The 25,394-nt window shown below is 73.9% G+C and carries 24 protein-coding genes; 22 read left to right on the plus strand and 2 right to left on the minus strand.

Going from position 1 to position 25,394, the window contains the following annotated elements; genetic code table 11:
- Positions 1-904: AAA family ATPase (locus BM242_RS16640; RefSeq protein ID WP_093839648.1), on the plus strand; the 904-nt coding region annotated here is incomplete at its 5' end.
- Positions 905-1,061: 157 nt separating this feature from the next.
- On the opposite strand, the gene BM242_RS16645 is transcribed toward BM242_RS16640, so the two are convergent.
- Complete coding sequence (locus BM242_RS16645) at positions 1,062-1,877, minus strand: DUF2470 domain-containing protein (protein WP_245834189.1); 816 nt, start codon at positions 1,875-1,877, stop codon at positions 1,062-1,064.
- Positions 1,878-1,932: 55 nt separating this feature from the next.
- Here BM242_RS16645 and rpsD point away from each other — a divergent pair, with 55 nt between their 5' ends.
- The 15 genes from rpsD (at position 1,933) to nusB (ending at position 16,325) form a co-directional block, all read left to right on the plus strand.
- Positions 1,933-2,547, plus strand: a complete 615-nt coding sequence (gene rpsD / locus BM242_RS16650) for a 30S ribosomal protein S4 (protein WP_093839649.1) — start codon at positions 1,933-1,935, stop codon at positions 2,545-2,547.
- A gap of 271 nt (positions 2,548-2,818) precedes the next feature.
- Entirely contained in the window at positions 2,819-3,247 is a 429-nt protein-coding gene (locus tag BM242_RS16655; protein WP_093839650.1) for a DUF948 domain-containing protein, read from the plus strand.
- A 7-nt stretch (positions 3,248-3,254) separates the two neighbouring features.
- Positions 3,255-3,623 (plus strand): DUF6167 family protein, encoded by a 369-nt coding sequence (locus BM242_RS16660; RefSeq protein WP_093839651.1) that lies wholly within the window; start codon positions 3,255-3,257, stop codon positions 3,621-3,623.
- The gene (alaS, locus tag BM242_RS16665) at positions 3,623-6,292 is read left to right on the plus strand and encodes an alanine--tRNA ligase (RefSeq protein WP_093839652.1); all 2,670 of its coding nucleotides are present in this window, start codon (positions 3,623-3,625) and stop codon (positions 6,290-6,292) included. Before BM242_RS16660 ends, alaS begins: the two co-directional genes overlap by 1 nt.
- On the plus strand, positions 6,292-6,756 hold the full coding sequence (gene ruvX, locus BM242_RS16670; RefSeq protein ID WP_093839653.1) for a Holliday junction resolvase RuvX: 465 nt from the start codon (positions 6,292-6,294) through the stop codon (positions 6,754-6,756). The genes alaS and ruvX overlap by 1 nt, the downstream gene beginning before the upstream one ends.
- Positions 6,757-6,881: 125 nt before the next feature.
- Positions 6,882-8,792, plus strand: a complete 1,911-nt coding sequence (gene mltG, locus BM242_RS16675) for an endolytic transglycosylase MltG (RefSeq protein WP_093839654.1) — start codon at positions 6,882-6,884, stop codon at positions 8,790-8,792.
- A complete protein-coding gene (locus tag BM242_RS16680) occupies positions 8,770-9,660 on the plus strand; it encodes a shikimate dehydrogenase (RefSeq protein WP_093839655.1) in 891 nt (296 codons plus the stop codon). Before mltG ends, BM242_RS16680 begins: the two co-directional genes overlap by 23 nt.
- A 125-nt stretch (positions 9,661-9,785) precedes the next feature.
- Complete coding sequence (aroC, locus tag BM242_RS16685; protein WP_093839656.1) at positions 9,786-10,970, plus strand: chorismate synthase; 1,185 nt, start codon at positions 9,786-9,788, stop codon at positions 10,968-10,970.
- Complete coding sequence (locus tag BM242_RS16690) at positions 10,967-11,509, plus strand: shikimate kinase (RefSeq protein ID WP_093839657.1); 543 nt, start codon at positions 10,967-10,969, stop codon at positions 11,507-11,509. The genes aroC and BM242_RS16690 overlap by 4 nt, the downstream gene beginning before the upstream one ends.
- Positions 11,506-12,630 carry a 3-dehydroquinate synthase gene (gene aroB / locus BM242_RS16695; protein ID WP_245834191.1) on the plus strand — a complete coding sequence of 375 codons (1,125 nt, stop codon included), beginning with the start codon at positions 11,506-11,508 and terminating at the stop codon, positions 12,628-12,630. The genes BM242_RS16690 and aroB overlap by 4 nt, the downstream gene beginning before the upstream one ends.
- Positions 12,627-13,112, plus strand: a complete 486-nt coding sequence (gene aroQ, locus BM242_RS16700) for a type II 3-dehydroquinate dehydratase (RefSeq protein WP_093839658.1) — start codon at positions 12,627-12,629, stop codon at positions 13,110-13,112. The genes aroB and aroQ overlap by 4 nt, the downstream gene beginning before the upstream one ends.
- A 242-nt stretch (positions 13,113-13,354) precedes the next feature.
- Complete coding sequence (locus BM242_RS16705) at positions 13,355-14,044, plus strand: AAA family ATPase (RefSeq protein WP_245834193.1); 690 nt, start codon at positions 13,355-13,357, stop codon at positions 14,042-14,044.
- A gap of 95 nt (positions 14,045-14,139) precedes the next feature.
- Positions 14,140-15,261 carry an aminopeptidase P family protein gene (locus BM242_RS16710; RefSeq protein WP_093839826.1) on the plus strand — a complete coding sequence of 374 codons (1,122 nt, stop codon included), beginning with the start codon at positions 14,140-14,142 and terminating at the stop codon, positions 15,259-15,261.
- A gap of 71 nt (positions 15,262-15,332) precedes the next feature.
- Entirely contained in the window at positions 15,333-15,899 is a 567-nt protein-coding gene (gene efp / locus BM242_RS16715) for an elongation factor P (protein WP_093839660.1), read from the plus strand.
- Positions 15,900-16,325, plus strand: coding sequence for a transcription antitermination factor NusB (gene nusB, locus BM242_RS16720; RefSeq protein WP_093839661.1), 426 nt, complete (start codon positions 15,900-15,902; stop codon positions 16,323-16,325).
- Positions 16,326-16,427: 102 nt separating this feature from the next.
- On the opposite strand, the gene bldD is transcribed toward nusB, so the two are convergent.
- Complete coding sequence (gene bldD, locus BM242_RS16725; RefSeq protein WP_093839662.1) at positions 16,428-16,928, minus strand: transcriptional regulator BldD; 501 nt, start codon at positions 16,926-16,928, stop codon at positions 16,428-16,430.
- 277 nt (positions 16,929-17,205) lie between these two features.
- Between bldD and pyrR the strand changes: the two genes are divergently transcribed.
- The 6 genes from pyrR (at position 17,206) to carB (ending at position 25,371) form a co-directional block, all read left to right on the plus strand.
- The gene (pyrR, locus tag BM242_RS16730; protein WP_093839663.1) at positions 17,206-17,784 is read left to right on the plus strand and encodes a bifunctional pyr operon transcriptional regulator/uracil phosphoribosyltransferase PyrR; all 579 of its coding nucleotides are present in this window, start codon (positions 17,206-17,208) and stop codon (positions 17,782-17,784) included.
- Positions 17,785-17,904: 120 nt separating this feature from the next.
- Positions 17,905-18,915: an aspartate carbamoyltransferase catalytic subunit gene (locus BM242_RS16735; RefSeq protein WP_093839664.1), complete on the plus strand. Its 1,011-nt coding sequence runs from the start codon at positions 17,905-17,907 to the stop codon at positions 18,913-18,915.
- 1 nt (position 18,916) lies between these two features.
- Entirely contained in the window at positions 18,917-20,242 is a 1,326-nt protein-coding gene (locus BM242_RS16740; protein WP_093839665.1) for a dihydroorotase, read from the plus strand.
- The gene (locus BM242_RS16745) at positions 20,239-20,898 is read left to right on the plus strand and encodes a PH-like domain-containing protein (protein WP_245834195.1); all 660 of its coding nucleotides are present in this window, start codon (positions 20,239-20,241) and stop codon (positions 20,896-20,898) included. Before BM242_RS16740 ends, BM242_RS16745 begins: the two co-directional genes overlap by 4 nt.
- On the plus strand, positions 20,895-22,058 hold the full coding sequence (carA, locus tag BM242_RS16750) for a glutamine-hydrolyzing carbamoyl-phosphate synthase small subunit (RefSeq protein WP_093839666.1): 1,164 nt from the start codon (positions 20,895-20,897) through the stop codon (positions 22,056-22,058). The genes BM242_RS16745 and carA overlap by 4 nt, the downstream gene beginning before the upstream one ends.
- The gene (gene carB / locus BM242_RS16755; protein WP_093839667.1) at positions 22,042-25,371 is read left to right on the plus strand and encodes a carbamoyl-phosphate synthase large subunit; all 3,330 of its coding nucleotides are present in this window, start codon (positions 22,042-22,044) and stop codon (positions 25,369-25,371) included. The genes carA and carB overlap by 17 nt, the downstream gene beginning before the upstream one ends.
- Positions 25,372-25,394 lie beyond the last annotated feature (23 nt).

A 25,394-nucleotide genomic window follows, 5' to 3' on the forward strand; every position in this document is an offset into this window, starting at 1 on the left:
CGCCACCACCGAGAATCCCTACTTCTCGGTGATCTCCCCGCTGCTCTCCCGTTCCCTGCTGCTCACCCTGGAGCCGCTCACCGACGAGGACATCCGCGCCCTGCTGCACCGGGCGGTGGCCGAGGAGCGCGGTCTGGGCGGAGCGGTCTCCCTTCCCCCGGACACCGAGGCCCATCTGCTGCGGCTGGCGGGCGGCGACGCCCGCCGCGCGCTGACCGCCCTGGAGGCGGCGGCCGGCGCCACCCTGGACCGGGGCGGTACGGAGATCGGGCTGGCCACCCTGGAGGAGACGGTCGACCGCGCCGCCGTCACCTACGACCGGGCGGGCGACCAGCACTACGACGTGGCCAGCGCGCTGATCAAGTCCATCCGCGGCTCGGACGCCGATGCCGCGCTGCACTACCTGGCCCGGATGGTCGAGGCCGGGGAGGATCCGCGGTTCATCGCCCGGCGGCTGATGATCTCGGCCAGCGAGGACATCGGGCTGGCCGATCCCACCGCGCTGCCGACGGCGGTGGCTGCGGCCCAGGCGGTGGCGATGATCGGCTATCCGGAGGCCCGGATCGTGCTCGGGCAGGCGGTGCTCGCCCTGGCGCTGGCACCCAAGTCCAACGCCGCCTATCTGGCCATCGACGAGGCGCTCGCCGATGTCCGGGCCGGGCTGGCCGGGCCGGTGCCGGCGCATCTGCGGGACAGCCACTACCGGGGCGCGCAGCAACTGGGCCACGGCCAGGGCTATCGGTATCCGCACGATCTGCCCGGCGGCATCGCCGCCCAGCAGTACGCGCCGGACGCGGTGCACGGCAAGCGGTACTACCGGCCCACCGGTCGGGGCGCCGAGGCCCGCTATGCCGAGGTGGTGCAGCGGGTCCGGGAGCGCCTGGCCGGCGGCGACCGGGACTGATCCGCGGAGCCGCCGGGCCGGGCCCGCCGGGTCGGCGACGGCGTCCGCCGGGTGCGGGTGTGCGCTGCTTCCGGGTGGCCGCCCTCTCCCGGTGGCGGCCGCCGTCCCCGGCCCGGCGGGGGAGCGCCGCTGCTCTGCCGCCGGGGCGGTCCGGCGGCTATGACAGGGCGGTGGTGAAGAGGTGATGCATGGCGTGGCGCAGCGCGGTGGTGTCGGCCACCGGGGCGGCGAAGTCGAAGCGGGCGTCGAAACCGGAGTCCCCGGCCCAGAACCGGACCCGCAGTCCGAAGCGGTCCAGCGCCACCGGGGCCATCCGCTCCCACCGGCCGCGGCGCCGGCCGTCCAGCAGCACGCACAGCCGCGCAAGCCGGTCGCCGTGCGCCGCGGCGAGGTGCTGGAGCAGCTCGGCCTCGTGCGGCGCCAGCGGATCGGCGACCGCGGCGGCGAACTCCTCCGGCTCCACCGCCGACTCCCCCCACAGATCGTGCACATGGCCCTCGCCCGCCTCCAGGCGCAGCACCACGCCCGTGGTGTCCGGCGCCGCGTCCAGCAGCCGCAGGGCGGCGGCCCGCTCCCGGTCCGGCACGGCGGTCAGCCAGCCCGCCAGGGCGGCCCGGCCGCGCACCCGGTGCGGTACGGCGACCGGGGCCACGTCGGTGAGGTTGAGCACCCCGGCCGGCTCGCCCCCGGGGCCGGCGCGCAGTGCCCGGGCGGCCGGGGAGTCCCCGGCGACCAGCAGCAGCACCCGGCCCGCCGGGTCCACGGCGCGGGTCTCGCACCGGGTCTCCGGGAAGTCCTCCGGCCCGCCGAGGCCGTCCGGGCCCGTCGGCTCCCCGGCGCCCGGAATCACCAGTACGCCCGAGGCGTTCGACTCCGCGAGGGTGCGCAGACGCTCGGCGGCGGACGGACGCTGCTCGTCGTCGCCGTCCAGGGGGCGCGGCCGGCCCGGAACAGGGACCCCAGGTCGATCCATGCATCCTCCTCGGATAAGGTAAGCCTTGCCTAACTTACACGGAGGTCTCCCGCACGTGAACCAGTCGCGTCCCAAGGTCAAGCAGAGCCGCGCGCTCGGCATCGCGCTGACGCCCAAGGCCGTCAAGTACTTCGAGAAGCGTCCCTTCCCGCCGGGCGTGCACGGCCGGGGCCGCAAGCAGACCAGTGACTACAAGGTCCGGCTGCTGGAGAAGCAGCGGCTGCGGGCCCAGTACGACATCAGCGAACGCCAGCTCGCCCGCGCCTACGAGCGCGCCCGCAAGGCCAAGGAGGGCAAGACGGGCGAGCACCTGATCGTCGAGCTGGAGCGCCGCCTCGACGCCCTGGTGCTGCGTTCCGGTCTGGCCCGCACCGTCTACCAGGCCCGCCAGATGGTGGTGCACGGCCATATCGAGGTCAACGGCCGCAAGGTCGACCGCCCCTCCTGCCGGGTCCGCCCCGGCGATGTGGTGCGGGTCCGCGAGCGCAGCCGGGAGAAGCACCCCTTCCAGGTGGCCCGTGAGGGCGGCTGGGCGGGTGACGGAGCGGCGCCGCGCTATCTGGAGGTCAATCTCCCGGCGCTGGCCTTCCGCCTCGACCGCGACCCGCAGCGCCGCGAGATTCCGGTGATCTGCGACGAGCAGCTCGTGGTGGAGTACTACGCCCGCTGACCCGGCGCACCGAGTGCACCGACCGCACTGCACCGCACCCCACGGCCGCCGGCCCCGGACCGCCACCACCGCCCGGGGAACCGGCGGCCCGGCGCGTTCCGCCCGGCGCGCCGGGCCGGGCGCCGGAATACGGTTCGGCCCGGGCCTTCGGGCGCGATAGGGTCGTGGTCTGCCGTCCCTTCGTCCGCGGGCTCTGCCCGGTGAGCGGCGGCCGACCCCACGAACCCTTGATCTGCCCAAGATCATGTCGTCTCAGGGAAGCGGTGCAGCGTTGTCCGGTGGAGAAGTGGCCGGTCTCCTGGTGGCCGTGTTCTGGGCCATCCTGGTGTCGTTCCTCGCCGTGGTGCTGGTGAGGCTGGCCCAGGTGCTCAGGGCGGCGAGCCGACTGGTGACCGGCGTGACCGAGCGGGCCGTACCGCTGCTCGCCGAGGCGTCCGACACCGTGCGGTCCGCCCGGAGCCAGCTCGACAAGGTGGACGCCATCGCCACCGATGTGCAGGAGGTCACGGCCAACGCCTCGGCTCTGGCCGGCACCGTCTCGTCCGCCTTCGGCACCCCGCTGGTCAAGGTCGCCGCCTTCGGCTACGGCGTCCGCCGCGCCCTGGCCCGCCGCCGCGGCGCCCGCGGCGCCGATCCCGGCGCCGCCCGTCCGCGCACCACCGTGCTGATCGCCCGGCCGCGCCGGGGCGGAAAGGACTGAGGCCGCCATGTTCCGACGCGTCTTCTGGTTCGGCGCGGGAGCCGCCGCCGGCGTCTGGGCCACCACCCGGGTCCAGCGCACGCTGCGGGAGCTGAGCGCCGATTCGCTCGCCCTGCGCGCGGCCGGCCGGGCCGTCGACACCGGCCGCCGGCTGCGGGACTTCGCCCAGGAGGTGCGCGGCGGCATGGCGGAGCGCGAGGCCGAACTGCACGACGCGCTGGGCCTGGCCGCCCCGCCCCCGCCCGGGCTCCCGCGCCCGGCAGCGGCCCGGCGCCCGGCGCCGGGCATCCCCGCCCCGTCCGGCCGCGGCCCCGGGGCCGCGGCCACCGACCGGAACACCCCGACTGCCCCGAACCCCCGAAAAGAGGACCACTGATGGAGTCGGCCGAAATCCGCCGCCGCTGGCTGAGCTTCTTCGAGAAGCGGGGGCACACCGTCGTCCCGTCGGCGTCGCTGATCGCCGACGACCCCACCCTGCTGCTGGTCCCCGCCGGCATGGTGCCGTTCAAGCCCTACTTCCTGGGTGAGGCCGCCCCGCCCGCGCCCCGCCTGACCAGCGTCCAGAAGTGCGTGCGCACCCCGGACATCGAGGAGGTCGGCAAGACCACCCGGCACGGCACCTTCTTCCAGATGTGCGGCAACTTCTCCTTCGGCGACTACTTCAAGGAAGGTGCCATCAAGCTCGCCTGGGAGCTGCTCACCGCCCCGGCCGCGGACGGCGGTTACGGCCTGGACCCCGAGCGGCTGTGGATCACCGTCTACGAGAAGGACGACGAGGCGGAGCGCATCTGGCGGGATGTCATCGGGGTGCCCGCGGTGCGGATCCAGCGCCTGGGCATGGGCCCCAACTTCTGGTCCATGGGCGTGCCCGGCCCGTGCGGCCCCTGCTCGGAGATCAACTACGACCGCGGCCCCGAGTTCGGTCCCGAGGGCGGCCCGGCCGTCAACGACGAGCGCTATGTGGAGATCTGGAACCTGGTCTTCATGCAGTACGAGCGCGGTCCGGGCCATGGCAAGGAGGACTTCGAGATCACCGGGGACCTGCCGGCCAAGAACATCGACACCGGTCTCGGCCTGGAACGCCTCGCCATGATCCTCCAGGGCGTGCGCAACATGTACGAGACCGACACCCTGCGGGTGGTCATGGACCAGGCCACCGGGCTGACCGGGGTGCGCTACGGGGACGCCGAGGCCGGCGACATCTCGCTGCGGGTGGTCGCCGACCATATGCGGACCGCGGTGATGCTGATCGGCGACGGCGTCACGCCGGGCAACGAGGGACGCGGCTATGTGCTGCGCCGCATCATGCGCCGGGCCATCCGCAACATGCGCATTCTGGGCGCCACCGGTCCGGTGACCGGCCGCCTGGTGGACACCGTGATCGACACCATGGGCAAGCAGTACCCGGAGCTGATCACCGACCGCAGCCGGATCCAGACCGTGGCCCAGGCCGAGGAGGCCGCCTTCCTCAAGACCCTCAAGGCCGGCACCAACATCCTGGACTCCGCGGTCACCGAGACCAAGGCCGCCGGCTCCACCGTGCTGCCGGGCGACAAGGCGTTCCTGCTCCACGACACCTGGGGCTTCCCCATCGACCTCACCCTGGAGATGGCCGCCGAACAGGGCCTGTCCGTGGACGAGGCGGGCTTCCGCCGGCTGATGCGCGAGCAGCGGGAACGCGCCAAGGCGGACGCCAAGGCCAAGAAGACCGGCCATGCCGACATGTCCGCCTACCGTTCGGTGGCCGACACCGCGGGGCCCACCGAGTTCACCGGCTACACCGGCACCGAGGGCGAGGCCACCGTGGCCGGCCTGCTGGTGGACGGCGTCTCCTCGCCCGCCGCCACCGAGGGCGACGAGGTCGAGGTGGTGCTGGACCGTACCCCCTTCTACGCCGAGGGCGGCGGCCAGCTGGCCGACACCGGCCGGATCAGGCTGGACAACGGCGCCGTGATCGAGGTGCGGGACGTCCAGCAGCCGGTCCCCGGGGTCAGCGTGCACAAGGGCGTGGTGCAGGTCGGCGAGGTGACCGTGGGCGCCCCCTGCCACGCGGTCATCGATGTGCAGCGCCGCCGCTCCATCGCCCGCGCGCACAGCGCCACCCACCTCACCCACCAGGCGCTGCGCGACGCGCTCGGCCCGACCGCCGCCCAGGCCGGCTCGGAGAACGCGCCCGGCCGCTTCCGCTTCGACTTCGGCTCGCCGTCCGCCGTGCCGGGCTCGGTACTGGCCGATGTGGAGCAGAAGATCAACGAGGTGCTGGCCCGCGATCTCGATGTCTCGGCCGAGATCATGTCGCTGGACGAGGCACGGAAGCAGGGCGCCATCGCCGAGTTCGGCGAGAAGTACGGCGAACGCGTCCGGGTGGTCACCATCGGTGACTACTCCAAGGAGCTGTGCGGCGGCACCCATGTACACAACACCGCCCAGCTCGGGCTGGTCAAGCTGCTGGGGGAGTCCTCCATCGGTTCCGGGGTGCGCCGGGTGGAGGCCCTGGTGGGCACCGACGCCTACCGCTTCCTGGCCCGCGAGCACACCGTCGTCTCACAGCTCACGGAGCTGCTCAAGGGCCGCCCGGAGGAGCTGCCGGAGCGGATCTCCGGCATGCTCACCCGGCTGAAGGAGGCGGAGAAGGAGATCGAGCGGTTCCGCGCCGAGAAGGTGCTCCAGGCCGCCGCCGGGCTGGCCCGGGAGGCGAAGGACGTGCGCGGGGTGGCGCTGGCCTCCGGCCGGGTTCCGGACGGCACCACCGCCGAGGACCTGCGCAGGCTGGTGCTGGACGTGCGCGGCCGGATCCCGGGCGAGCGGGCCGCCGTGGTGGCGCTGTTCACGGTGGTCAAGGGCCGTCCGCTGACCGTGATCGCGACCAATGAGGCGGCCCGTGAGCGCGGCATCCGGGCCGGTGAGCTGGTCCGCGCCGCGGCCGGGGCGCTGGGCGGAGGAGGCGGCGGGAAGCCGGACATCGCCCAGGGCGGCGGCCAGGACCCGGCCGCGGTCGACGACGCGCTCGCCGCGGTCGAGCGCCTGGTGTCGGAAGCCGTCTGATGCGACGGGGCCGGCGGCTCTCCGTCGATGTGGGGGAGGCCCGGATCGGGGTCGCGTCGAGCGACCCCGACGGGCTGCTGGCCACGCCGGTGGAGACGGTCCCGGGCCGTGACGTCCCGGCCGCCCACCGGCGGCTGGCCGCCCTGGTGACCGAGTACGAGCCGCTGGAGGTGGTGGTCGGGCTGCCGCGTTCGCTCAGCGGGCGGGAGGGTCCGGCCGCCGGACGGGTGCGGGTCTTCGCCCAGGAGCTGGCCCGGCGGATCGCGCCGGTGCCGGTGCGGCTGGTCGACGAGCGGCTGTCCACGGTGACCGCGGCGCAGCGCATGCGCGACTCGGGCGTTCCGGCCAGAAAGGGGCGCGGCCGGATCGACCAGGCCGCGGCGGTGGTGATTCTCGAAGCGGCACTGGAGACTGAACGGGTGTCCGGCAGTCCTCCGGGGCAGTGCGTCGAAGTGGTTGTCTGATCGCAATACGGTAACGTTCCTGCGCAAGATGACAGTCATTCGAACATCAGCGGCTGCGCGGTAGTGTTCGAACTCCCGGTCCGAAGGTGCGGGACCGACGGAGACCCGGCGTCGCAAGGGGATCGATGAGTGAGTATGGCCGGGGCCATGGCTCCGAACCGTGGCACCCGCAGGACCCGCTCTACGGAGACGGGTCCTGGGCGGAAGGCCGCAGCGATGCCTACGGGGATTCCTACGGCGCCTCCTACGACGGGTCCTACCGCGGCTCCTACCCGGACGGCTCCTACCCGGACGCCTACGGCGGGGCGCAGCAGGGGTCCTGGGAGACCTACGGCGGCGGGCCGCAGCACCAGCAGCACCAGCCGTACTACGACGGCGGGCGGTACCAGCAGGACCACCAGCAGTACCCGCAGCAGCACCAGCAGTATCCCCAGCACCAGGAGCAGTACCCGCAGCACCGGCAGGCGGCGGACGGCCGGGGCTGGCCGGGGCAGGGCTACCAGGGCGACTGGGACGGGTCCGGCACCGGTCAGCACCCCGCCGGCCCCTACGGCGGCGGCCAGGGCCACCAGGACCCGTACGCCGCCGGGGGACAGCAGGGCTACCCGCCGCCGCGCCCGCAGCAGCCGCACGACCGGCAGCCGCCCGCCCGGGAGCACACCGGCGGCTACGGCTTCCCCGACGGCGGCCGTCCCGATGTCCGCCCCGGTCCCGGCCCGGATCCCGAGACCGGCTGGGACCCCGGCCCCGACCAGGGCGAGGCCGAGTTCTTCGCCTCGCGGGACGACGATGACGAGGACCGGGGCAGCGGCCGGACGGCCCGCCGCGGCCGGGGCGCCGCCCGCCGGGGCCGCGACGGCCTCCGCGCCGACGGTGCCGACGCCGACGCCGACGGCGACCGCGGCTTCGGGCCGCCCGGCGACGACGACGAGGACTGGGAGCCGCGCTCCCGCCGGGGCCGGGACGGCGCACGTCCGGCGAAACGCCGCGGCGGCCTGGCCTGCCTGGTGGTGGCCGTGGTGCTGCTCGGCAGCCTGCTGGCCGCCGGCTACTACGCCAAACAGTTCTACGACGACCGCTTCGGGCCGCCCCCGGACTACGCGGGCGAGGGCCACGGCGAGGTCCAGGTGGAGATCCCCGAGGGCACCATCGTTTCCCAGATGGGCAACATCCTGAAGGAAGCCGGCGTGGTGAAGAGCGTGGCCGCCTTCACCCGGGCGGCCGAGGGCGAGGTCATCCAGCCGGGCTTCTACGTGCTGCGGCTGGAGATGTCGGCCGAGTCCGCCGTCGCGCTGATGACCGACCCGGCCGCGCTGAACACCCTGATCGTGCCCGAGGGCATGCGGGCCGAGGCCATCTACGCCCTGATCGACGAGAAGCTCGGCCTGGAGGCGGGCACCACGGCGCAGGTCGCGGCCGGCGGCGACTGGCCGCTGCCCGAGTGGGCCCAGGGCCGCCCGGACGTCAAGGACCCGCTGGAGGGCTTCCTCTTCCCCGCCCGCTACGACGTCGGCGAGGGCGTCACCCCGGAAGCGCTGCTGTCCGAGATGGTCGGCCGCGCCACCGCCAAGTACAGCGAGTACGGACTGGAGGAGAAAGCCGCCGGCCTGGGGCTGGAATCCGCCTACGACCTGGTGACGGTCGCCAGCCTGGTGCAGGCCGAGGGGCTGACCTCGGAGGACTTCCAGCAGATGTCCGAGGTGATCTACAACCGGCTCCAGCCGGACAACGACATCACCAACCGGAAGCTGGAGTTCGACTCCACCTTCAACTACCTGCGCGGCCAGAGCGAGCTGAAGATCAGCGAGGAAGAGATCCACAACGAGCAGGACCCGTACAACACCTATGTGCACGCCGGTCTGCCGCCCGGACCGATCGGCAGCCCCGGCGACGCCGCGCTCGACGCGTCCCTCAACCCCACCGCCGAGGGCTGGATGTTCTTCATCTCGATAGACGGCACGACCACCTTCACCAAGACCCTGGAAGAGCACGAGCGACTGCGGGAAGAGCTGAATGAGCAGCTTGGCATCGAGTGAGCCGACCGGTCCGGCCGACGCGTCCGGCCCGCCTCCGCCCGCCCGGACCAGGGCGGCGGTGCTGGGCTCGCCCATCGCCCACTCCCTGTCCCCGGTCCTGCACCGGGCCGCCTATCAGGCGCTCGGTCTGCGGCAGTGGACCTACGGGCGCTACGAGACCGACGAGCGGACCCTGCCCGGCTTCCTGGCGGGCCTGGGCCCCGAATGGGCCGGGCTCTCGCTGACCATGCCGCTCAAGCGCGCGGTGATCCCGCTGGTGGACGCCATCAGCCCGACCGCCGCCTCGGTGGAGGCGGTGAACACCGTGGTGTTCGCCGAGGACGGGCGGAAGCTCGGCGACAACACCGATATCCCCGGCATGGTGGCCGCACTGCGCGAGCGCGGCGTGGAGAAGACCGACCACGCCGCCGTGCTGGGCGCCGGCGCCACCGCCTCCTCGGCACTGGCCGCGCTGGCCCGGATCTGCGGCGGCGAGGTCACCGCCTATGTCCGCACCCCGGCCCGGGCCGCCGAGATGCGCGGCTGGGGCGAACGGCTCGGCGCCGGCGTGCGGGACGCCCCCTGGGACGCCGCGGCCGAGGCGCTGCGCGCCCCGCTGGTGATCGCCACCACCCCGGCCGGCGCCACCGACGCGCTCGCCGCCGCCGTGCCGGACCGGCCCGGAGTGCTCTTCGACGTGCTCTACGACCCCTGGCCCACCCCGCTGGCCGCCGCCTGGGCGGACCGCGGCGGCCGGGTGGTCAGCGGCCTGGACCTGCTGATCCATCAGGCGGTGCTCCAGGTCGAGCAGATGACCGGCCGCGCCCCCGCGCCGCTGGCCGCCATGCGGGCGGCCGGCGAGGCGGCGCTGGCCGGCCGTCCCGGCTGACCGCCGCCGGACGTCCGCAGGCTGGGATGGGGCCGGGCACCACCGGGGGGCGTGGCAGGATCGGGGACGGCACGGGGGCGGCCCGACTGCCCCTTGCCTGCCCCTCCGACGACTAAGGAGAACCGTTGAGCAGGTTGCGCTGGCTGACCGCGGGGGAGTCGCACGGCCCCGCACTTGTCGCAACGCTGGAGGGGCTGCCCTCCGGTGTCCCGGTCACCACCGACCTCGTGGCCGACGAACTGGCGCGGCGGCGGCTCGGCTACGGCCGCGGCGCCCGGATGAAGTTCGAACGCGACGAGGTCACCTTCCTCGGCGGCGTGCGGCACGGCCGCACCCTCGGCTCACCGGTGGCCGTCATGATCGGCAACACCGAGTGGCCCAAGTGGGAAAAGGTCATGGCCGCCGACCCGGTGGACCCGGCCGAGCTGGCCGAGCTGGCCCGCAACGCCGCCCTGACCCGCCCCCGCCCGGGCCACGCCGACCTGGCCGGCATGCAGAAGCACGGCTTCGACGACGCCCGCCCGGTGCTGGAACGCGCCTCCGCCCGGGAGACCGCCGCCCGCGTCGCCCTGGGCACGGTGGCCCGCTCCTACCTGCGCGAGACCACCGGCATCGAGATCCTCTCCCATGTGGTGGAGCTCGGCGGCGCCAGGGCCCCGCACGGCCTGGTCCCCGCCCCCGGCGACCTGGCCGCGCTGGACGCCGACCCGGTGCGCTGTCTGGACGCCGACGCCTCCAAGGCGATGGTCGCCGAGATCGACCAGGCCCACAAGGACGGCGACACCCTCGGCGGCGTGGTGGAGGTGGTCGCGCACGGCGTGCCGGTCGGCCTCGGCTCCCATGTGCACTGGGACCGCCGCCTCGACGCCCGGCTGGCCGCCGCCCTGATGGGCATCCAGGCCATCAAGGGAGTCGAACTGGGCGACGGCTTCGCGCTCGCCCGGGTGCCCGGCTCCCGGGCGCACGACGAGATCGTCACCACGCCGGACGGCATCGGCCGGGCCACCGGGCGCTCCGGCGGCACCGAGGGCGGCATCTCCACCGGCGGACTGCTGCGTGTCCGGGCCGCCATGAAGCCCATCGCCACCGTGCCCCGCGCGCTGGCCACCGTGGACACCGCCACCGGCGAACCGGCCCGCGCCCACCACCAGCGCTCCGACGTCTGCGCGGTGCCCGCGGCCGGGATCGTCGCCGAGGCCATGGTGGCGCTGGTGCTGGCCGACGCGGTGGCCGAGAAGTTCGGCGGCGACAGCGTCGCCGAGACCCGGCGCAACGTCCGGGGCTACCTGGACGGTCTGGAGATCCGGTGACCGCCGCCGCAGCCCCCGGCCGCGCCGCCGCCGGACCCGCGGTGATCCTGGTGGGCCCGCCCGGCTCCGGAAAGACCACCGTCGGCACCCTGCTCGCCCGGCGGCTCGGCCTGGCCTTCCGGGACACCGACGCCGATGTGGAACGGACGGCCGGCAAGCCGATTCCGGACATCTTCCTGGCCGACGGCGAGGAGGCGTTCCGCGAGCTGGAGGCCGCCGCGGTGCGCACCGCCCTCGCCGAGCACCCCGGGGTGCTCTCCCTCGGCGGCGGCGCGGTGCTGCGCCCGGCCACCCGGGCCCTGCTGGCCGGGCAGCCGGTGGTCTTCCTGGACGTGGAGCTGGCCGACGCGGTCCGCCGGGTCGGGCTGGACGTCCCCCGCCCGCTGCTCGCGGTCAACCCGCGGCAGCAGTGGCGCACCCTGATGGAACAGCGCCGGCCGCTCTACACCGAGGTGGCCCGGGCCGTGGTGGCCACCTCCGGCCGCACCCCCGAGGAGGCCGCCGAGGCCGTGCTGGACGCATTGGAGCTCAAGCAGTGACCATTCCCCCCTCTTCCGGCACCCCGTCCGGCCAGGCCGCTCCGGTCCGGGTCGCGGTCGGCGGCAGTGCCGGCAGCGCGCCCTACGAGGTGCTGATCGGCCGCCGGCTGCTGGGCGAACTCCCCGCGCTGACGGGCACCGACGCCCGCCGGGTCGCCGTCATCCATCCCGAGGCGCTGGCCGAGACCGGCCGGGTGCTGCGCGAGGATCTGGCGCAGCAGGGCTACGAGGCCATCGCCGTGCAGGTGCCCGACGCCGAGGACGCCAAGACCGCCGAGGTCGCCGCCTACTGCTGGTCCGCGCTGGGCCGCTCCGGCTTCACCCGCACCGATGTCATCGTGGGCGTCGGCGGCGGCGCCACCACCGACCTGGCCGGTTTCGTGGCCGCGAGCTGGCTGCGCGGGGTGCGCTGGATCGCCGTCCCCACCACCGTGCTGGGCATGGTGGACGCCGCGGTCGGCGGCAAGACGGGCATCAACACCGCAGAGGGCAAGAACCTGGTCGGCGCCTTCCACCCGCCGGCCGGGGTGCTCTGCGACCTGGCCGCGCTGGAGTCCCTGCCGGTCAACGACTATGTCTCGGGACTGGCCGAGGTGATCAAGGCCGGCTTCATCGCCGACCCGGCGATCCTGGACCTGGTCGAGTCCGACCCCGAGGCCGCCCGCTCCCCGCGGGGCCCGCACACCGCCGAGCTGATCGAGCGCTCGGTGCGGGTCAAGGCCGAGGTGGTCTCGGACGACCTCAAGGAGGCCGGCCGCCGGGAGATCCTCAACTACGGCCACACCCTGGGCCATGCCATCGAGAAGAACGAGCGCTACCGCTGGCGGCACGGTGCCGCGGTCTCCGTCGGCATGGTCTTCGCGGCCGAACTGGGCCGGATCGCGGGCCGGCTGGACGACGCCACCGCCGACCGGCACCGCAGGGTGCTCCAGGCGGTCGGCCTGCCGGTCACCTACCGCGGCGACCAGTGGCCCCGGCTGCTGGAGACCATGAAGGTGGACAAGAAGACCCGCGGCGACCGGCTGCGCTTCATCGTGCTGGACGGCCTGGCCCGCCCCGCGGTGCTGGAGGCCCCGGATCCGTCCCTGCTGCTGGCCGCGCACGCGGAGATCGCCGCGTGAGCGGCGGGCGCCGGGAACCCCGCCGGCGGGTCCTGGTCCTCAACGGGCCGAACCTGGGCCGGCTGGGCTCCCGCGAGCCCGATGTCTACGGTGCCACCTCCTACGCCGGACTGGTGGCGCGCTGCACCGCCCTGGGGGAGGAACTGGGCATGGCGGTGGAGGTGCGGGAGACCAACGACGAGGGCGAGCTGGTGCGCTGGCTGCACGAGGCCGCCGACGCCCGCCTCCCGGTGGTGCTGAATCCCGGCGCCTTCACCCATTACTCCTACGCCATGCGGGATGCCGCCGCGCAGCGCACCGCACCCCTGATCGAGGTGCACATCTCCAATCCGCACGCCCGGGAGGAGTTCCGCCACACCTCGGTGGTGGCGGCGGTGGCCAGCGGCACGGTCGCGGGCTTCGGCATCGACTCCTACCTGCTCGCCCTGCGGGCGCTCGCCGCGGAGCCGGCCGGGTCCGGCGCCGCCGCCGGCCGCCCCTGACCGCCACCGGCCGTACCGGGCCGTGCGGTGCCCGGCCGCGCGGCCCGGTACCGTGTGACCGGTACGGACCCGTGACCCTCCGGGCAGGGCCGCCGGGAGGCCCTCCCGCCGGCCTCCCGGACGGGCCCGCGGCGGCCCGCACCGCGCCCCCCGGGGCCCGGCGGCCCCGGGCGGCGGCCTGCACGGCTTTCGTGACACCTCGTGACACCTCGTGACACCTCATGACAACGGAGTGGCAGCGGATGCATCAGCCCGGCGGAGTCCCCGTTCCGCCCCCCGCACCGCCGGACGGCAGCACCACCGGGAACATCCCGCTGCCGCCCGGCGGGATGCGCCCGATGACCGTCCAGGGCGCCGCCCCGGTGGACGCCTCGCGCGCCGGGGTGGCGGTCCTGCTGATCGGCCCGGCCGGCGCCGGCAAGACCACCGTGGCCCGCCACTGGGCGGACCGGCGCCGGGTGCCCACCGCGCACATCAGCCTGGACGACGTCCGCGAGTGGGTGCGGGCCGGTTTCGCCGATCCCCGGGCCGGCTGGAACGAGAACTCCGAGGCCCAGTACCGGCTGGCCCGCCGCACCTGCGGCTTCTCCGCCCGCAACTTCCTGGCCAACGGCATCTCCTGCATCCTGGACGACGCGGTCTTCCCGGACCGCCCCGCGGTCGGCCTGGGCGGCTGGAAGCGGCATGTCGGGCCCGGGCTGATCCCGGTGGTGCTGCTGCCCGGCCTGGACGTGGTGCTCCAGCGCAATGCCGAGCGCAGCGGCACCCGGCGGCTGGCCGACGAGGAGGTGGCCGCCATCCACGGCCGGATGGCCGGCTGGTACAGCTCCGGTCTGCCGATCATCGACAACTCCCGGCTGGATGTGCCCGCCACCGCCCGGCTGCTGGACGAGGCGGTGGCCCGCTCCCTCACCAACCCCCCGCAGTGGTGAGCCGCCCGCCGGGCCGGGGCCGCCGACACCCCGAGCGGACCCGCTGAACGGGACAACCGGCGGCCCGGCTGCGTACCCTCGGCCCCATGGCCACCATCTCGGAAGCTCACGCGGTGCGGCGCGCCCGGCTGCGCGCCCGCCGCGCGGCGGCGGGCGACGCGGCCCTGCTGGTCTCCCGGCCCGCGAACGTCTGGTACCTGACCGGGGCCGCGCCGTCCGGCGCGGTGCTGCTGGTGCTGCCCGGGCAGTCCGCGCCGGACGCCGATGTGCTGGTGGTGCCGCCCCGGGGGGCGCTGGCCGGCGGAGCGCCGCCGGAGGCGGACGACGCCCTGCGGCTGCTGCCGCTCACCGACGACAGCGACCCGGCCCTGGTCGCGGCCGGGCTGGCGGCCGACGCCGGGGTGACCTCGCTGGAGGTGGAGGAGCACCATCTCACCGTGGCCCGGCACCGGGAGCTGGCGGCCCGCGCCGCCGGTCTGAAACTGGGCGACCTGGACTGTGCGGTGGAGCACCAGCGGCTGGTCAAGGACGAGGAGGAGATCGCGGCGCTGCGCACCGCCGCCGAGATCACCGACCGGGCGCTGGGCGAACTGCTGGAGTCCATTCTGGTCGGCCGCACCGAACGCCATCTGGCCCTGGAACTGGAGCGGCGGCTGATCGACCACGGCGCCGAGGGCGCGGCCTTCCCCACGTCGGTGGCCACCGGCAGCCATGCCGGCGTCCCGGGCCACCGTCCCACCGACCGCCGGGTGGAGGAGGGCGATTTCCTGACCGTGCGGATGGGCGCCCGCTACCGCGGCTACCGCTGCCAGATCGGCCGCACCTTCGTCATCGGCTCCCGGCCCGCGGACTGGCAGATCGACCTCTACGACCTGGTGTTCACGGCTCAGCGGGCGGCCCGGGAGGCGCTGGCGCCGGGCACCGAGTACCGGGCGGTGGACCAGGCCGCCCGCTCGGTGCTGGACGCGGCCGGGCACGGCGCCGCGCTGGGGCCGGTGACCGGGCACGGGGTGGGGCTGGAAATCGGGGAGGACCCTCGGCTGTCCCCGGTGGCCATGGGTAGACTCGACCCTTGTGTGCCGGTCACCGTCGAGCCGGGGGTCCACCTCCCGGGCCGGGGCGGTGTCCGCATCGATGACACCCTCGTCGTCCGGCCGTCCACGGACGGCGGACCCGAGCTACTCACCATCACGACCAAGGAGCTCCTCGCCCTTTAGCCCGTCTCCGGCGGGCGGACGGGCGCCGGGGCTCGCGTCGATCCGAAGCTGCTTCAGGAGAATCCGCGACCGTGGCCACCACGAACGACCTCAAGAACGGCATGGTGCTCAAGCTCGACTCGGGCCAGCTCTGGTCCGTTGTCGAGTTCCAGCACGTCAAGCCCGGCAAGGGCGGAGCCTTCGTCCGCACCAAGCTGAAGAACGTGCTCTCCGGCAAGGTGGTCGACAAGACCTTCAACGCCGGCACCAAGGTCGAGACCGCCACCGTCGACCGGCGTGACATGCAGTTCTCCTACAAGGACGGGGAATACTTCGTCTTCATGGACATGGAGACCTACGACCAGCTGCATGTCGACCCGGCGGTCGTCGGCGATGCCGCCAACTACCTGCTGGAGGGCTTCGAGGCCACGGTCGCCATCCACGAGGGCAACCCGCTCTTCGTGGAGCTTCCCGCCGCCGTGGAGCTGACCGTCGCGCACACCGAGCCCGGCCTGCAGGGCGACCGCTCCACCGGGGGCACCAAGCCGGCCACCCTGGAGACGGACTTCGAGATCCAGGTGCCGCTGTTCATCACCACCGGCGAGAAGATCAAGGTGGACACCCGCTCGGGGGACTACCTCGGCCGGGTGAGCGGCTAAGTGGCGGCACGCAGCAAGGCCCGCGCCCGCGCCGTGCAGATCCTCTTCGAGGCGGACCAGCGCGACAGCCGCCCCGGGACGGTGCTCGCGGAGTGGATGAGCCACGCCCGGGAGGACGAGCGCCATCCCCGGGTCACCGAGTACACCGCGAAGCTGGTCGAGGGCTATGCGGAGCATGCCGAGCGGATCGACGAGCTGATCGCCGCCTATGCGGTCGGCTGGCCCCTGGACCGGATGCCGGGCGTGGACCGCTCCATCCTGCGGATGGCCGCCTACGAACTGCTCTGGGAGGACGACACCCCGGACGCGGTGGTGCTGGACGAGGCCGTGCAGCTTGCCCGCGAGTACTCCACCGACGACTCCCCGGGCTTCGTCAACGGGCTGCTGGGCCGCCTGAAGGACCTCAAGCCCACGCTGCGGCGCTGACCGCGCCGCCCGGGCGACCGCCGAAGGGGCGGGCCGGAGACCGTGTGCGGTCCACCGGCCCGCCCCTTCGGCGCCGGGCGGCCGGGACGCCGCCGACGGGTTTCAGCCCTCCTCGGTCTGCACCGCGCGGCGGGCATCCGCGCCGAGCACGCCCCAGCCGATGAGCTGCTCGGTGAGCACCGACGGCGACTGGTCGTAGATCACGGCCAGGGTGCGCAGGTCGTCCTGACGGATCGACAGCACCTTGCCGTTGTAGTCGCCGCGCTGGCTCTGGATGGTGGCCACATAACGCTGCAGCGGCCCCGCCTTCTCGGACGGCACCTGGACCAGCCGCTCCAGGTCCAGAACGAGCTTGGGCGGGGGCTCGGCGGCGCCCGCGGGTGTCGACCCGGGAAGCAGCTCCTGGACCGGCACACCGTAGAACTCCGCCAGCTCCGCGAGACGCTGCACGGTGACCGCGCGGTCACCGCGCTCGTAGGAGCCGACCACGACCGCTTTCCACCGGCCCTGGGACTTCTCCTCCACGCCATGGAGCGACAACCCCTGCTGGGTACGGATCGCCCGGAGCTTGGCTCCGAGCTGTTTGGCGTATTCGCTGGACATGTGACTCCCCGGACGGCTCTGCTGTTACTCACTGTGAGGTTACGCAGCGTGATGAAAACCGTCAAGCCGAAACCTGCGATACGTCTCTGACCAGGGGTGATGGCGCCGTCACCGGTCCCCTCGCCGGTATCGGGAGGGGCCCCAGTGGCGTAATGCGACGCTGGGGTATGCTCGGGAACCGACCGCACCGGGCCGGCCCGCGGCCGTGCCCGGAAGGCCCACCCCCAGACGTCCTTTAAAGCCCGTCCCGTGAGGCGGGGAAGGAGGTCCCATCCGCATGGACGACAACGCCGGCGCATCCCACGCCCGCACCGTACTGGAGGGCCCGGACATCGCCCGGGCGCTCACCCGCATCGCGCACGAGATCGTCGAACGCACCAAGGGCGCCGACGATGTCCTGCTGCTCGGCATTCCCACCCGCGGCGTCCATCTGGCCCGCCGCCTCGCCGCCCGGCTCGGCGACATCGCCGGCCCCGCCATGCCGGCCGGCTCCCTGGACATCACCATGTACCGGGACGATCTGCGGCTGAGACCGGCCCGCGCGCTGGCCCGCACCGAGATTCCCGGCGAATCCATCGACGGCCGGCTCGTCGTCCTGGTCGACGACGTGCTCTTCTCCGGGCGCACCATCCGCGCCGCCCTCGACGCGCTGGGCGACCTCGGCCGCCCCCGCGCCGTACAGCTCGCGGTCCTCGTCGACCGCGGCCACCGCGAGCTGCCCATCCGCGCCGACTACGTGGGCAAGAACATCCCCACCTCGCTGCGCGAGGCGGTGCGGGTCAAGCTCGCCGAGGAGGACGGCCGGGACGGCGTGCTGCTCGGCCTGCGCGAGTCCGCCCCCACCCCGGACCGCTAGCCCGCGCCCCCGGCGGCCCGCACCCGGCGCCCCGCCGGAACCCGCGCCTGCCCGCACCCGCTCCCCGCACCCGTACCGGGCCGCAACGCCCGGGCACCCGAAGGCCCACAGAAGGCAACGATGAAGCGCCACCTGATCTCGGCCGCCGACCTGACCCGCGACGACGCCGTACTGATCCTCGACACCGCCGAGGAGCTCGCCCGGCTCTCCGACCGGCCGATAAAGAAGCTCCCCACCCTGCGCGGGCGCACCGTGGTGACCCTCTTCTTCGAGGACTCCACCCGCACCCGGATCTCCTTCGAGGCCGCCGCCAAGCGGCTCTCCGCCGATGTCATCAACTTCTCCGCCAAGGGCTCCTCGGTCTCCAAGGGCGAGTCCCTGAAGGACACCGCGCAGACCCTGGAGGCGATGGGCGCCGACGCGGTGATCATCCGGCACGGCGCCTCCGGCGCGCCCTACCGGCTGGCCACCTCCGGCTGGATCGACGCCGCCGTGATCAACGCCGGGGACGGCACCCACCAGCACCCCACCCAGGCACTGCTGGACGCCTTCACCGTGCGCCGCCGGCTGCTCGGCCCGGACGGCGGCCTCGGCCGCGACCTGTCCGGCCGCCGCATCACCATCACCGGCGACATCCTGCACAGCCGGGTCGCCCGCTCCAACGTCGACCTGCTGTCCACCCTGGGCGCCGAGGTCACCCTGGTCGGCCCGCCCACCCTGTTCCCGGTCGGCGCGGAGGGCTGGCCCTGCGAGATCTCCTACGACCTCGACGCCGTGCTGCCCAAGAGCGACGCGGTGATGATGCTGCGCGTGCAGCGGGAACGCATGGGCGGCGCCTTCTTCCCCACCGAGCGCGAATACGCCCGCCGCTACGGTTTGGACGGCGCCCGGATGGCCCGGATGCCGGCCCACGCCGTGGTGATGCACCCCGGCCCCATGAACCGCGGCATGGAGATCACCGCCGAGGTCGCCGACTCGCCCCGCTGCACCGCGGTCGAGCAGGTCACCGCCGGGGTCTCCGTGCGGATGGCCGTGCTCTACCTGCTGCTCGGCGGGGCGCAGCCGCCCGCCGGGCAGACCCCCGCCGCCGAGCCGCGGGGCGCCCGCCCCCGCACCGAGGAGAACCACTGACATGAGCAAGACGCTGATCCGCGGCGCCCGGGTCCTGGGCGGGGCACCGCAGGAGGTACTGATCGAGAACGGGGTCGTCACCGCGCTCGGCACCGTTGCCGAGGCCGGCGGCGCCACCGTGATCGAGGCGGCCGGCCGGATCCTGCTGCCCGGGCTGGTGGATCTGCACACCCATCTGCGCGAGCCCGGCCGCGAGGACTCCGAGACCGTGCGCACCGGTACCCGGGCCGCCGCCCGCGGCGGCTACACCGCCGTGCACGCCATGGCCAACACCTTCCCGGTGGCCGACACCGCGGGCGTGGTGGAGCAGGTGTGGCGGCTCGGCCGGGAGGCCGGCTACTGCGACGTCCAGCCGGTCGGCGCGGTCACCGTCGGCCTGGAGGGCAAGCAGCTCGCCGAACTCGGCGCCATGCACGACTCGGCCGCCGGCGTCACGGTCTTCTCCGACGACGGCAAGTGCGTGGACGACGCGGTGATCATGCGCCGTGCCCTGGAGTATGTGAAGGCCTTCGACGGGGTGATCGCCCAGCACGCCCAGGAGCCCCGGCTCACCGAGGGCGCCCAGATGAACGAGGGCACCGTCTCGGCCGAACTCGGCCTGGCCGGCTGGCCGGCGGTGGCCGAGGAGTCGGTCATCGCCCGCGATGTGCTGCTCGCCGCCCATGTCGGCTCCCGGGTGCACATCTGCCACCTCTCCACGGCCGGCTCGGTGGAGATCGTCCGCTGGGCCAAGTCCCGGGGCATGCCGGTCACCGCCGAGGTCACCCCGCACCACCTGCTGCTCACCGACGAACTGGTGCGCAGCTACGACCCGGTCTACAAGGTCAATCCGCCGCTGCGCACCGAGGCGGACGTGCGGGCGCTGCGCGAGGCGCTGGCCGACGGCACCATCGATGTGGTGGCCACCGACCACGCCCCGCACCCGCAGGAGGACAAGGACTGCGAGTGGGCCGCGGCGGCCATGGGGATGCTCGGCCTGGAGACGGCGCTGTCCGTGGTGCAGCACGCCATGGTGGACACCGGGCTGCTGGACTGGGCCGGGGTGGCCGAGCGGATGTCCTTCCGGCCCGCCCGGATCGGCCGGCTGACCGGCCAGGGCCGCCCGGTCGCGGTCGGCGAGCCCGCCAACCTGGTGCTCTGGGACCCGGACCACCGGGCGCCGGTGGAGCCCGCCGGCTTCGCCTCGCGCAGCCGCAACACCCCCTACCGGGGCCGGGAACTGCCGGGCCGGGTCACCCACACCCTGCTGCGCGGCCGGGCCACCGTCGCCGACGGCGCCCTGACGGACGCCCCGGCGGACACGCCGGCGGACGGGGCGCGGGCATGAGCGCCGGGTTCCTGGCCGCCCCCGAGGCCCCGGCCGTCGACTGGCCCGGATATCTGAGCTGGATGGCCGTGCTGGCCCTGCTGCTGGTCCTGGTCTACTGGCTGATGCGGCAGGGCTGGCGCCGGCGCGGCCTGCTCCAGTCCGGCCTGCCGGCCCTGCCGGCCGCACCGGACCCGGACCCGGACCCGGCGGCCGGCCTCCCGGACGGCGGCACCCTGCGCCTGGCCGGGCGCTACCACGGCACCACCACCGCCGGGCAGTGGCTGGACCGGATCGTGGCCCACGGCCTGGGCGTGCGCAGCCGCGCCGAACTGACCCTCACCCGCGACGGCGTGCGGGTGGAGCGCTCTGGCGCACCGGACTTCTTCATCCCGGCCGGCCGGCTGCGCGGCGCCCGGCTGGACAAGGCGATCGCCGGCAAGGTGCTCACCGACAACGCCCTGCTGGTGATCGTCTGGGAGCACGGCGGCCGGCTGCTGGACTCCGGTTTCCGCTCCGACCGCGCCGCGGAGCACCCCGCCTGGGTGGACGCGCTGAGCGCCCTGGCCGGCCGCGCGGCCGGCACCGCACCCGGCGGTCACCCCGCCCCGGCCGCCGCCGGCGGCGCCGGCGGCACCGGCTCAGCAGAACAGCAACACCAGGAAGGCACACCATGACCACCGCTGCGACGACCCCTGCCGGGGGCCGCGGGCGCGTCCCCGCCGTTCTGGTCCTGGAGGACGGCCGCACCTTCCGCGGCCAGTCCTACGGGGCCGTGGGCGAGACCTCCGGCGAGGCCGTGTTCTCCACCGGCATGACCGGCTACCAGGAGACCCTGACCGACCCCTCCTACCACCGCCAGGTGGTGGTGATGACCGCCCCGCACATCGGCAACACCGGCGTCAATGACGAGGACCCGGAGTCCCGCCGCATCTGGGTGGCCGGCTATGTGGTGCGCGACCCCTCCCGGGTGTCCTCCAACTGGCGCGCCCGGCGCGGCCTGGAGGAGGAGCTGACCGCCCAGGGCGTGGTCGGCATCAGCGGCATCGACACCCGCGCCCTCACCCGCCATCTGCGGGAGCGCGGTGCCATGCGGGTCGGCATCTTCTCCGGCCCGGCGCTTGCCCGCCCGGAGGAACTGCTGGCCAAGGTGCGGGCCGTGCCGCCGATGAAGGGCGCCGACCTGGCCGCCGAGGTGGCCACCGGCGAGCCCTATGTGGTCCCGGCCATCGGCGCCCGGCGGTTCACCGTCGCCGCCGTGGACCTGGGCATCAAGGGCATGACCCCGCACCGGATGGCCGAGCGCGGCATCGAGGTCCATGTGCTGCCCGCCACCGCCACCGCCGGCGACATCGAGGCGGTGCGCCCCGACGGAGTGTTCTTCTCCAACGGCCCCGGCGACCCGGCCGCCGCCGACCACCCGGTGGAGCTGATGCGCGGCGTGCTGGAGCGGCGGACACCGCTGTTCGGCATCTGCTTCGGCAACCAGATCCTCGGCCGCGCCCTGGGATTCGGCACCTACAAGCTGAAGTACGGCCACCGCGGCATCAACCAGCCGGTGCAGGACCGCACCACCGGCAAGGTCGAGGTCACCGCGCACAACCACGGCTTCGCGGTGGACGCCCCGCTGGACGGCGCCACCGACACCCCCTACGGGCGGGCCGAGGTCAGCCACGTCTGCCTCAACGACAACGTGGTGGAGGGGCTGCGGCTGCTGGACCGGCCCGCGTTCAGCGTGCAGTACCACCCCGAGGCGGCGGCCGGGCCGCACGACGCCGCCTACCTGTTCGACCGCTTCGTCTCACTGATGGAGGCCCACCGTGCCGAAGCGCACTGACATCCAGTCCGTACTGGTGATCGGTTCGGGCCCGATCGTCATCGGCCAGGCCGCCGAGTTCGACTACTCCGGCACCCAGGCCTGCCGGGTGCTCAAGGCCGAGGGCCTGCGGGTGATCCTGGTCAACTCCAATCCGGCGACCATCATGACCGACCCGGAGATGGCCGACGCCACCTATGTGGAGCCCATCACCCCGGAGTTCGTCGAGAAGATCATCGCCAAGGAGCGGCCGGATGCGCTGCTGCCCACCCTGGGCGGCCAGACCGCGCTCAACACCGCCATCGCCCTGCACGAGGCCGGCACCCTGGAGCAGTACGGCGTCGAGCTGATCGGCGCCAATGTGGCCGCCATCCACAAGGGCGAGGACCGCGACCAGTTCAAGGAGGTCGTGGAGCGGGTCCGGCGGAAGACCGGCCACGGCGAGTCCGCCCGCTCGGTGATCTGCCACTCCATGGCCGAGGTGCTGGCCGGGGTGGAGACCCTCGGCGGCTACCCCGTGGTGGTCCGGCCGTCCTTCACCATGGGCGGCGCCGGCTCCGGCTTCGCCCACGACGAGGAGGAACTGCGCCGCATCGCCGGCCAGGGCCTGGCGCTCTCCCCGACCACCGAGGTGCTCCTGGAGGAGTCCATCCTCGGCTGGAAGGAATACGAGCTGGAGCTGATGCGCGACAAGCACGACAACGTGGTCGTGGTCTGCTCCATCGAGAACCTCGACCCGATGGGCGTGCACACCGGCGACTCCATCACCGTCGCCCCGGCCATGACCCTCACCGACCGCGAGTACCAGGTCCTGCGGGACATCGGCATCGCGGTGATCCGCGAGGTCGGGGTGGACACCGGAGGCTGCAACATCCAGTTCGCGGTCGACCCGGACAACGGCCGGGTGGTGGTCATCGAGATGAACCCCCGGGTGTCCCGCTCCTCGGCGCTCGCCTCCAAGGCCACCGGCTTCCCGATCGCCAAGATCGCCGCCAAGCTGGCCATCGGCTACACCCTGGACGAGATCCCCAACGACATCACCGAGCAGACCCCGGCCTCCTTCGAGCCCACCCTGGACTATGTGGTGGTCAAGGTGCCGCGGTTCGCCTTCGAGAAGTTCCCGGCCGCCGACCCGGGCCTGACCACCACCATGAAATCGGTGGGCGAGGCCATGGCCATCGGCCGCAACTTCACCGAGGCGCTCAACAAGGCGCTGCGCTCGCTGGAGAAGCCGGGCTCCCAGTTCTCCTTCACCGGCGAGCCGGGCGGGCCCGACGGGCCGGCCGGGAAGGAGGCGCTGCTGCGCGCCGCCGCCACCCCCACGGACGGCCGGCTCAACACCGTGATGCAGGCCATCCGGGCCGGGGCCACCGCCGCGGAGGTCTTCGACGCCACCCGGATCGATCCGTGGTTCACCGACCAGCTCTTCCTGATCCACGAGGTGGCCCAGGAGATCGCCGCCGCCGACCGGCTCACCCCGGAACTGCTGGAGCACGCCAAGCGGCACGGCTTCTCCGACCTCCAGATCGGCGAGATCCGGGGCCTGCGCGAGGAGGTCATCCGGGAGGTCCGGCACGCCCTCGGCGTCCGGCCCGTCTACAAGACGGTGGACACCTGCGCGGCCGAATTCGCCGCCCGCACCCCGTACTTCTACTCCTCCTACGACGAGGAGACCGAGGTCGCGCCGCGCCGCAGGCCGGCCGTGATCATCCTCGGCTCCGGGCCCAACCGCATCGGCCAGGGCATCGAGTTCGACTACTCCTGCGTGCACGCCTCGTTCGCGCTGCACGAGGCCGGCTACGAGACCGTGATGGTCAACTGCAACCCGGAGACCGTCTCCACCGACTACGACACCTCCGACCGGCTCTACTTCGAGCCGCTCACCCTGGAGGACGTGCTGGAGATCGTGCACGCCGAGCGGGCCGCGGGACCGGTCGCCGGGGTGCTGGTCCAGCTCGGCGGCCAGACCCCGCTGGGCCTGGCGCAGGGCCTGAAGGACAACGGCGTACCGGTCGTCGGCACCCCGCCGGAGGCCATCCACGCCGCCGAGGAACGCGGCGCCTTCGGCCGGGTGCTGGCCGAGGCCGGGCTGCCCGCGCCCAAGTACGGCACCGCCTTCTCCTTCGAGGAGGCCAAGCGGATCGCCGCCGGGATCGGCTACCCGGTGATGGCCCGGCCCAGCTATGTACTGGGCGGGCGCGGCATGCAGATCGTCTACGACGAGCCGGCCCTCGCCGAGTATCTGGAGCGGCACGCCGGGCTGATCTCCGACCACCCGGTGCTGATCGACCGCTTCCTGGACGACGCCATCGAGATCGACGTGGACGCCCTCTACGACGGCCACGAGCTCTACCTCGGCGGCGTGATGGAGCACATCGAGGAGGCCGGCATCCACTCCGGCGACTCGGCCTGCGCGCTGCCGCCCATCACCCTGGGCGGCTACGACATCAAGCGGCTGCGCACCTGCACCGAGGCGATCGCCCGGGGGGTGGGCGTGCGCGGGCTGATCAACATCCAGTTCGCCATCGCCGGGGACATCCTCTACGTGCTGGAGGCCAACCCGCGGGCCTCCCGCACGGTGCCGTTCACCTCCAAGGCCACCGCCGTGCCGCTGGCCAAGGCCGCCGCCCGGATCTCGCTCGGCGCCTCCATCGCCGAACTGCGCGCCGAAGGGCTGCTGCCCGCGCACGGTGACGGCGGCGACATGCCGCTGGACGCGCCGATCTCGGTCAAGGAGGCGGTACTGCCCTGGAGCCGGTTCCGCGACCTCCAGGGCCGGGGCGTGGACACCGTGCTGGGCCCGGAGATGCGCTCCACGGGCGAGGTGATGGGCATCGACGCGGTCTTCGGCACCGCCTACGCCAAGTCCCAGGCCGCGGCCTACGGGGCGCTGCCCACCAAGGGCCGGGCCTTCGTCTCGCTGCGCAACCGGGACAAGCGGGCGATGATCCTGCCCGCCCGGGTGCTGGCCGAGCACGGCTTCGAACTGCTGGCCACCTCCGGCACCGCCGAGGTGCTGCGCCGCAACGGCATCAAGGCCACGGTGGTGCGCAAGCACAGCGAGGGGCCGGGGCCGGGCGGCGAGCCCACCATCGTGGACCTGATCCACCAGGGCCGGGTGGACCTGATCGTCAACACCCCGCACGGCACCGGCGGACGGCTGGACGGCTACGACATCCGGACCGCCGCGGTCGCCCGGGGGGTGCCCTGCCTGACCACGGTGCAGGCGCTGGCCGCCGCGACCCAGGCCATCGACGCCCTGGTGCGCGGCGAGGTGGGGGTGCGCTCCCTCCAGGAGCACGCCGCCTTCCTCACCGAGGCCCGGCACGCCTGAGCGGGGCTCCGCCCCTCCCGCCG

The organism is Streptomyces aidingensis, from assembly GCF_900112355.1.
Classification (GTDB): Bacteria; Actinomycetota; Actinomycetes; order Streptomycetales; family Streptomycetaceae; genus Streptomyces; species Streptomyces aidingensis.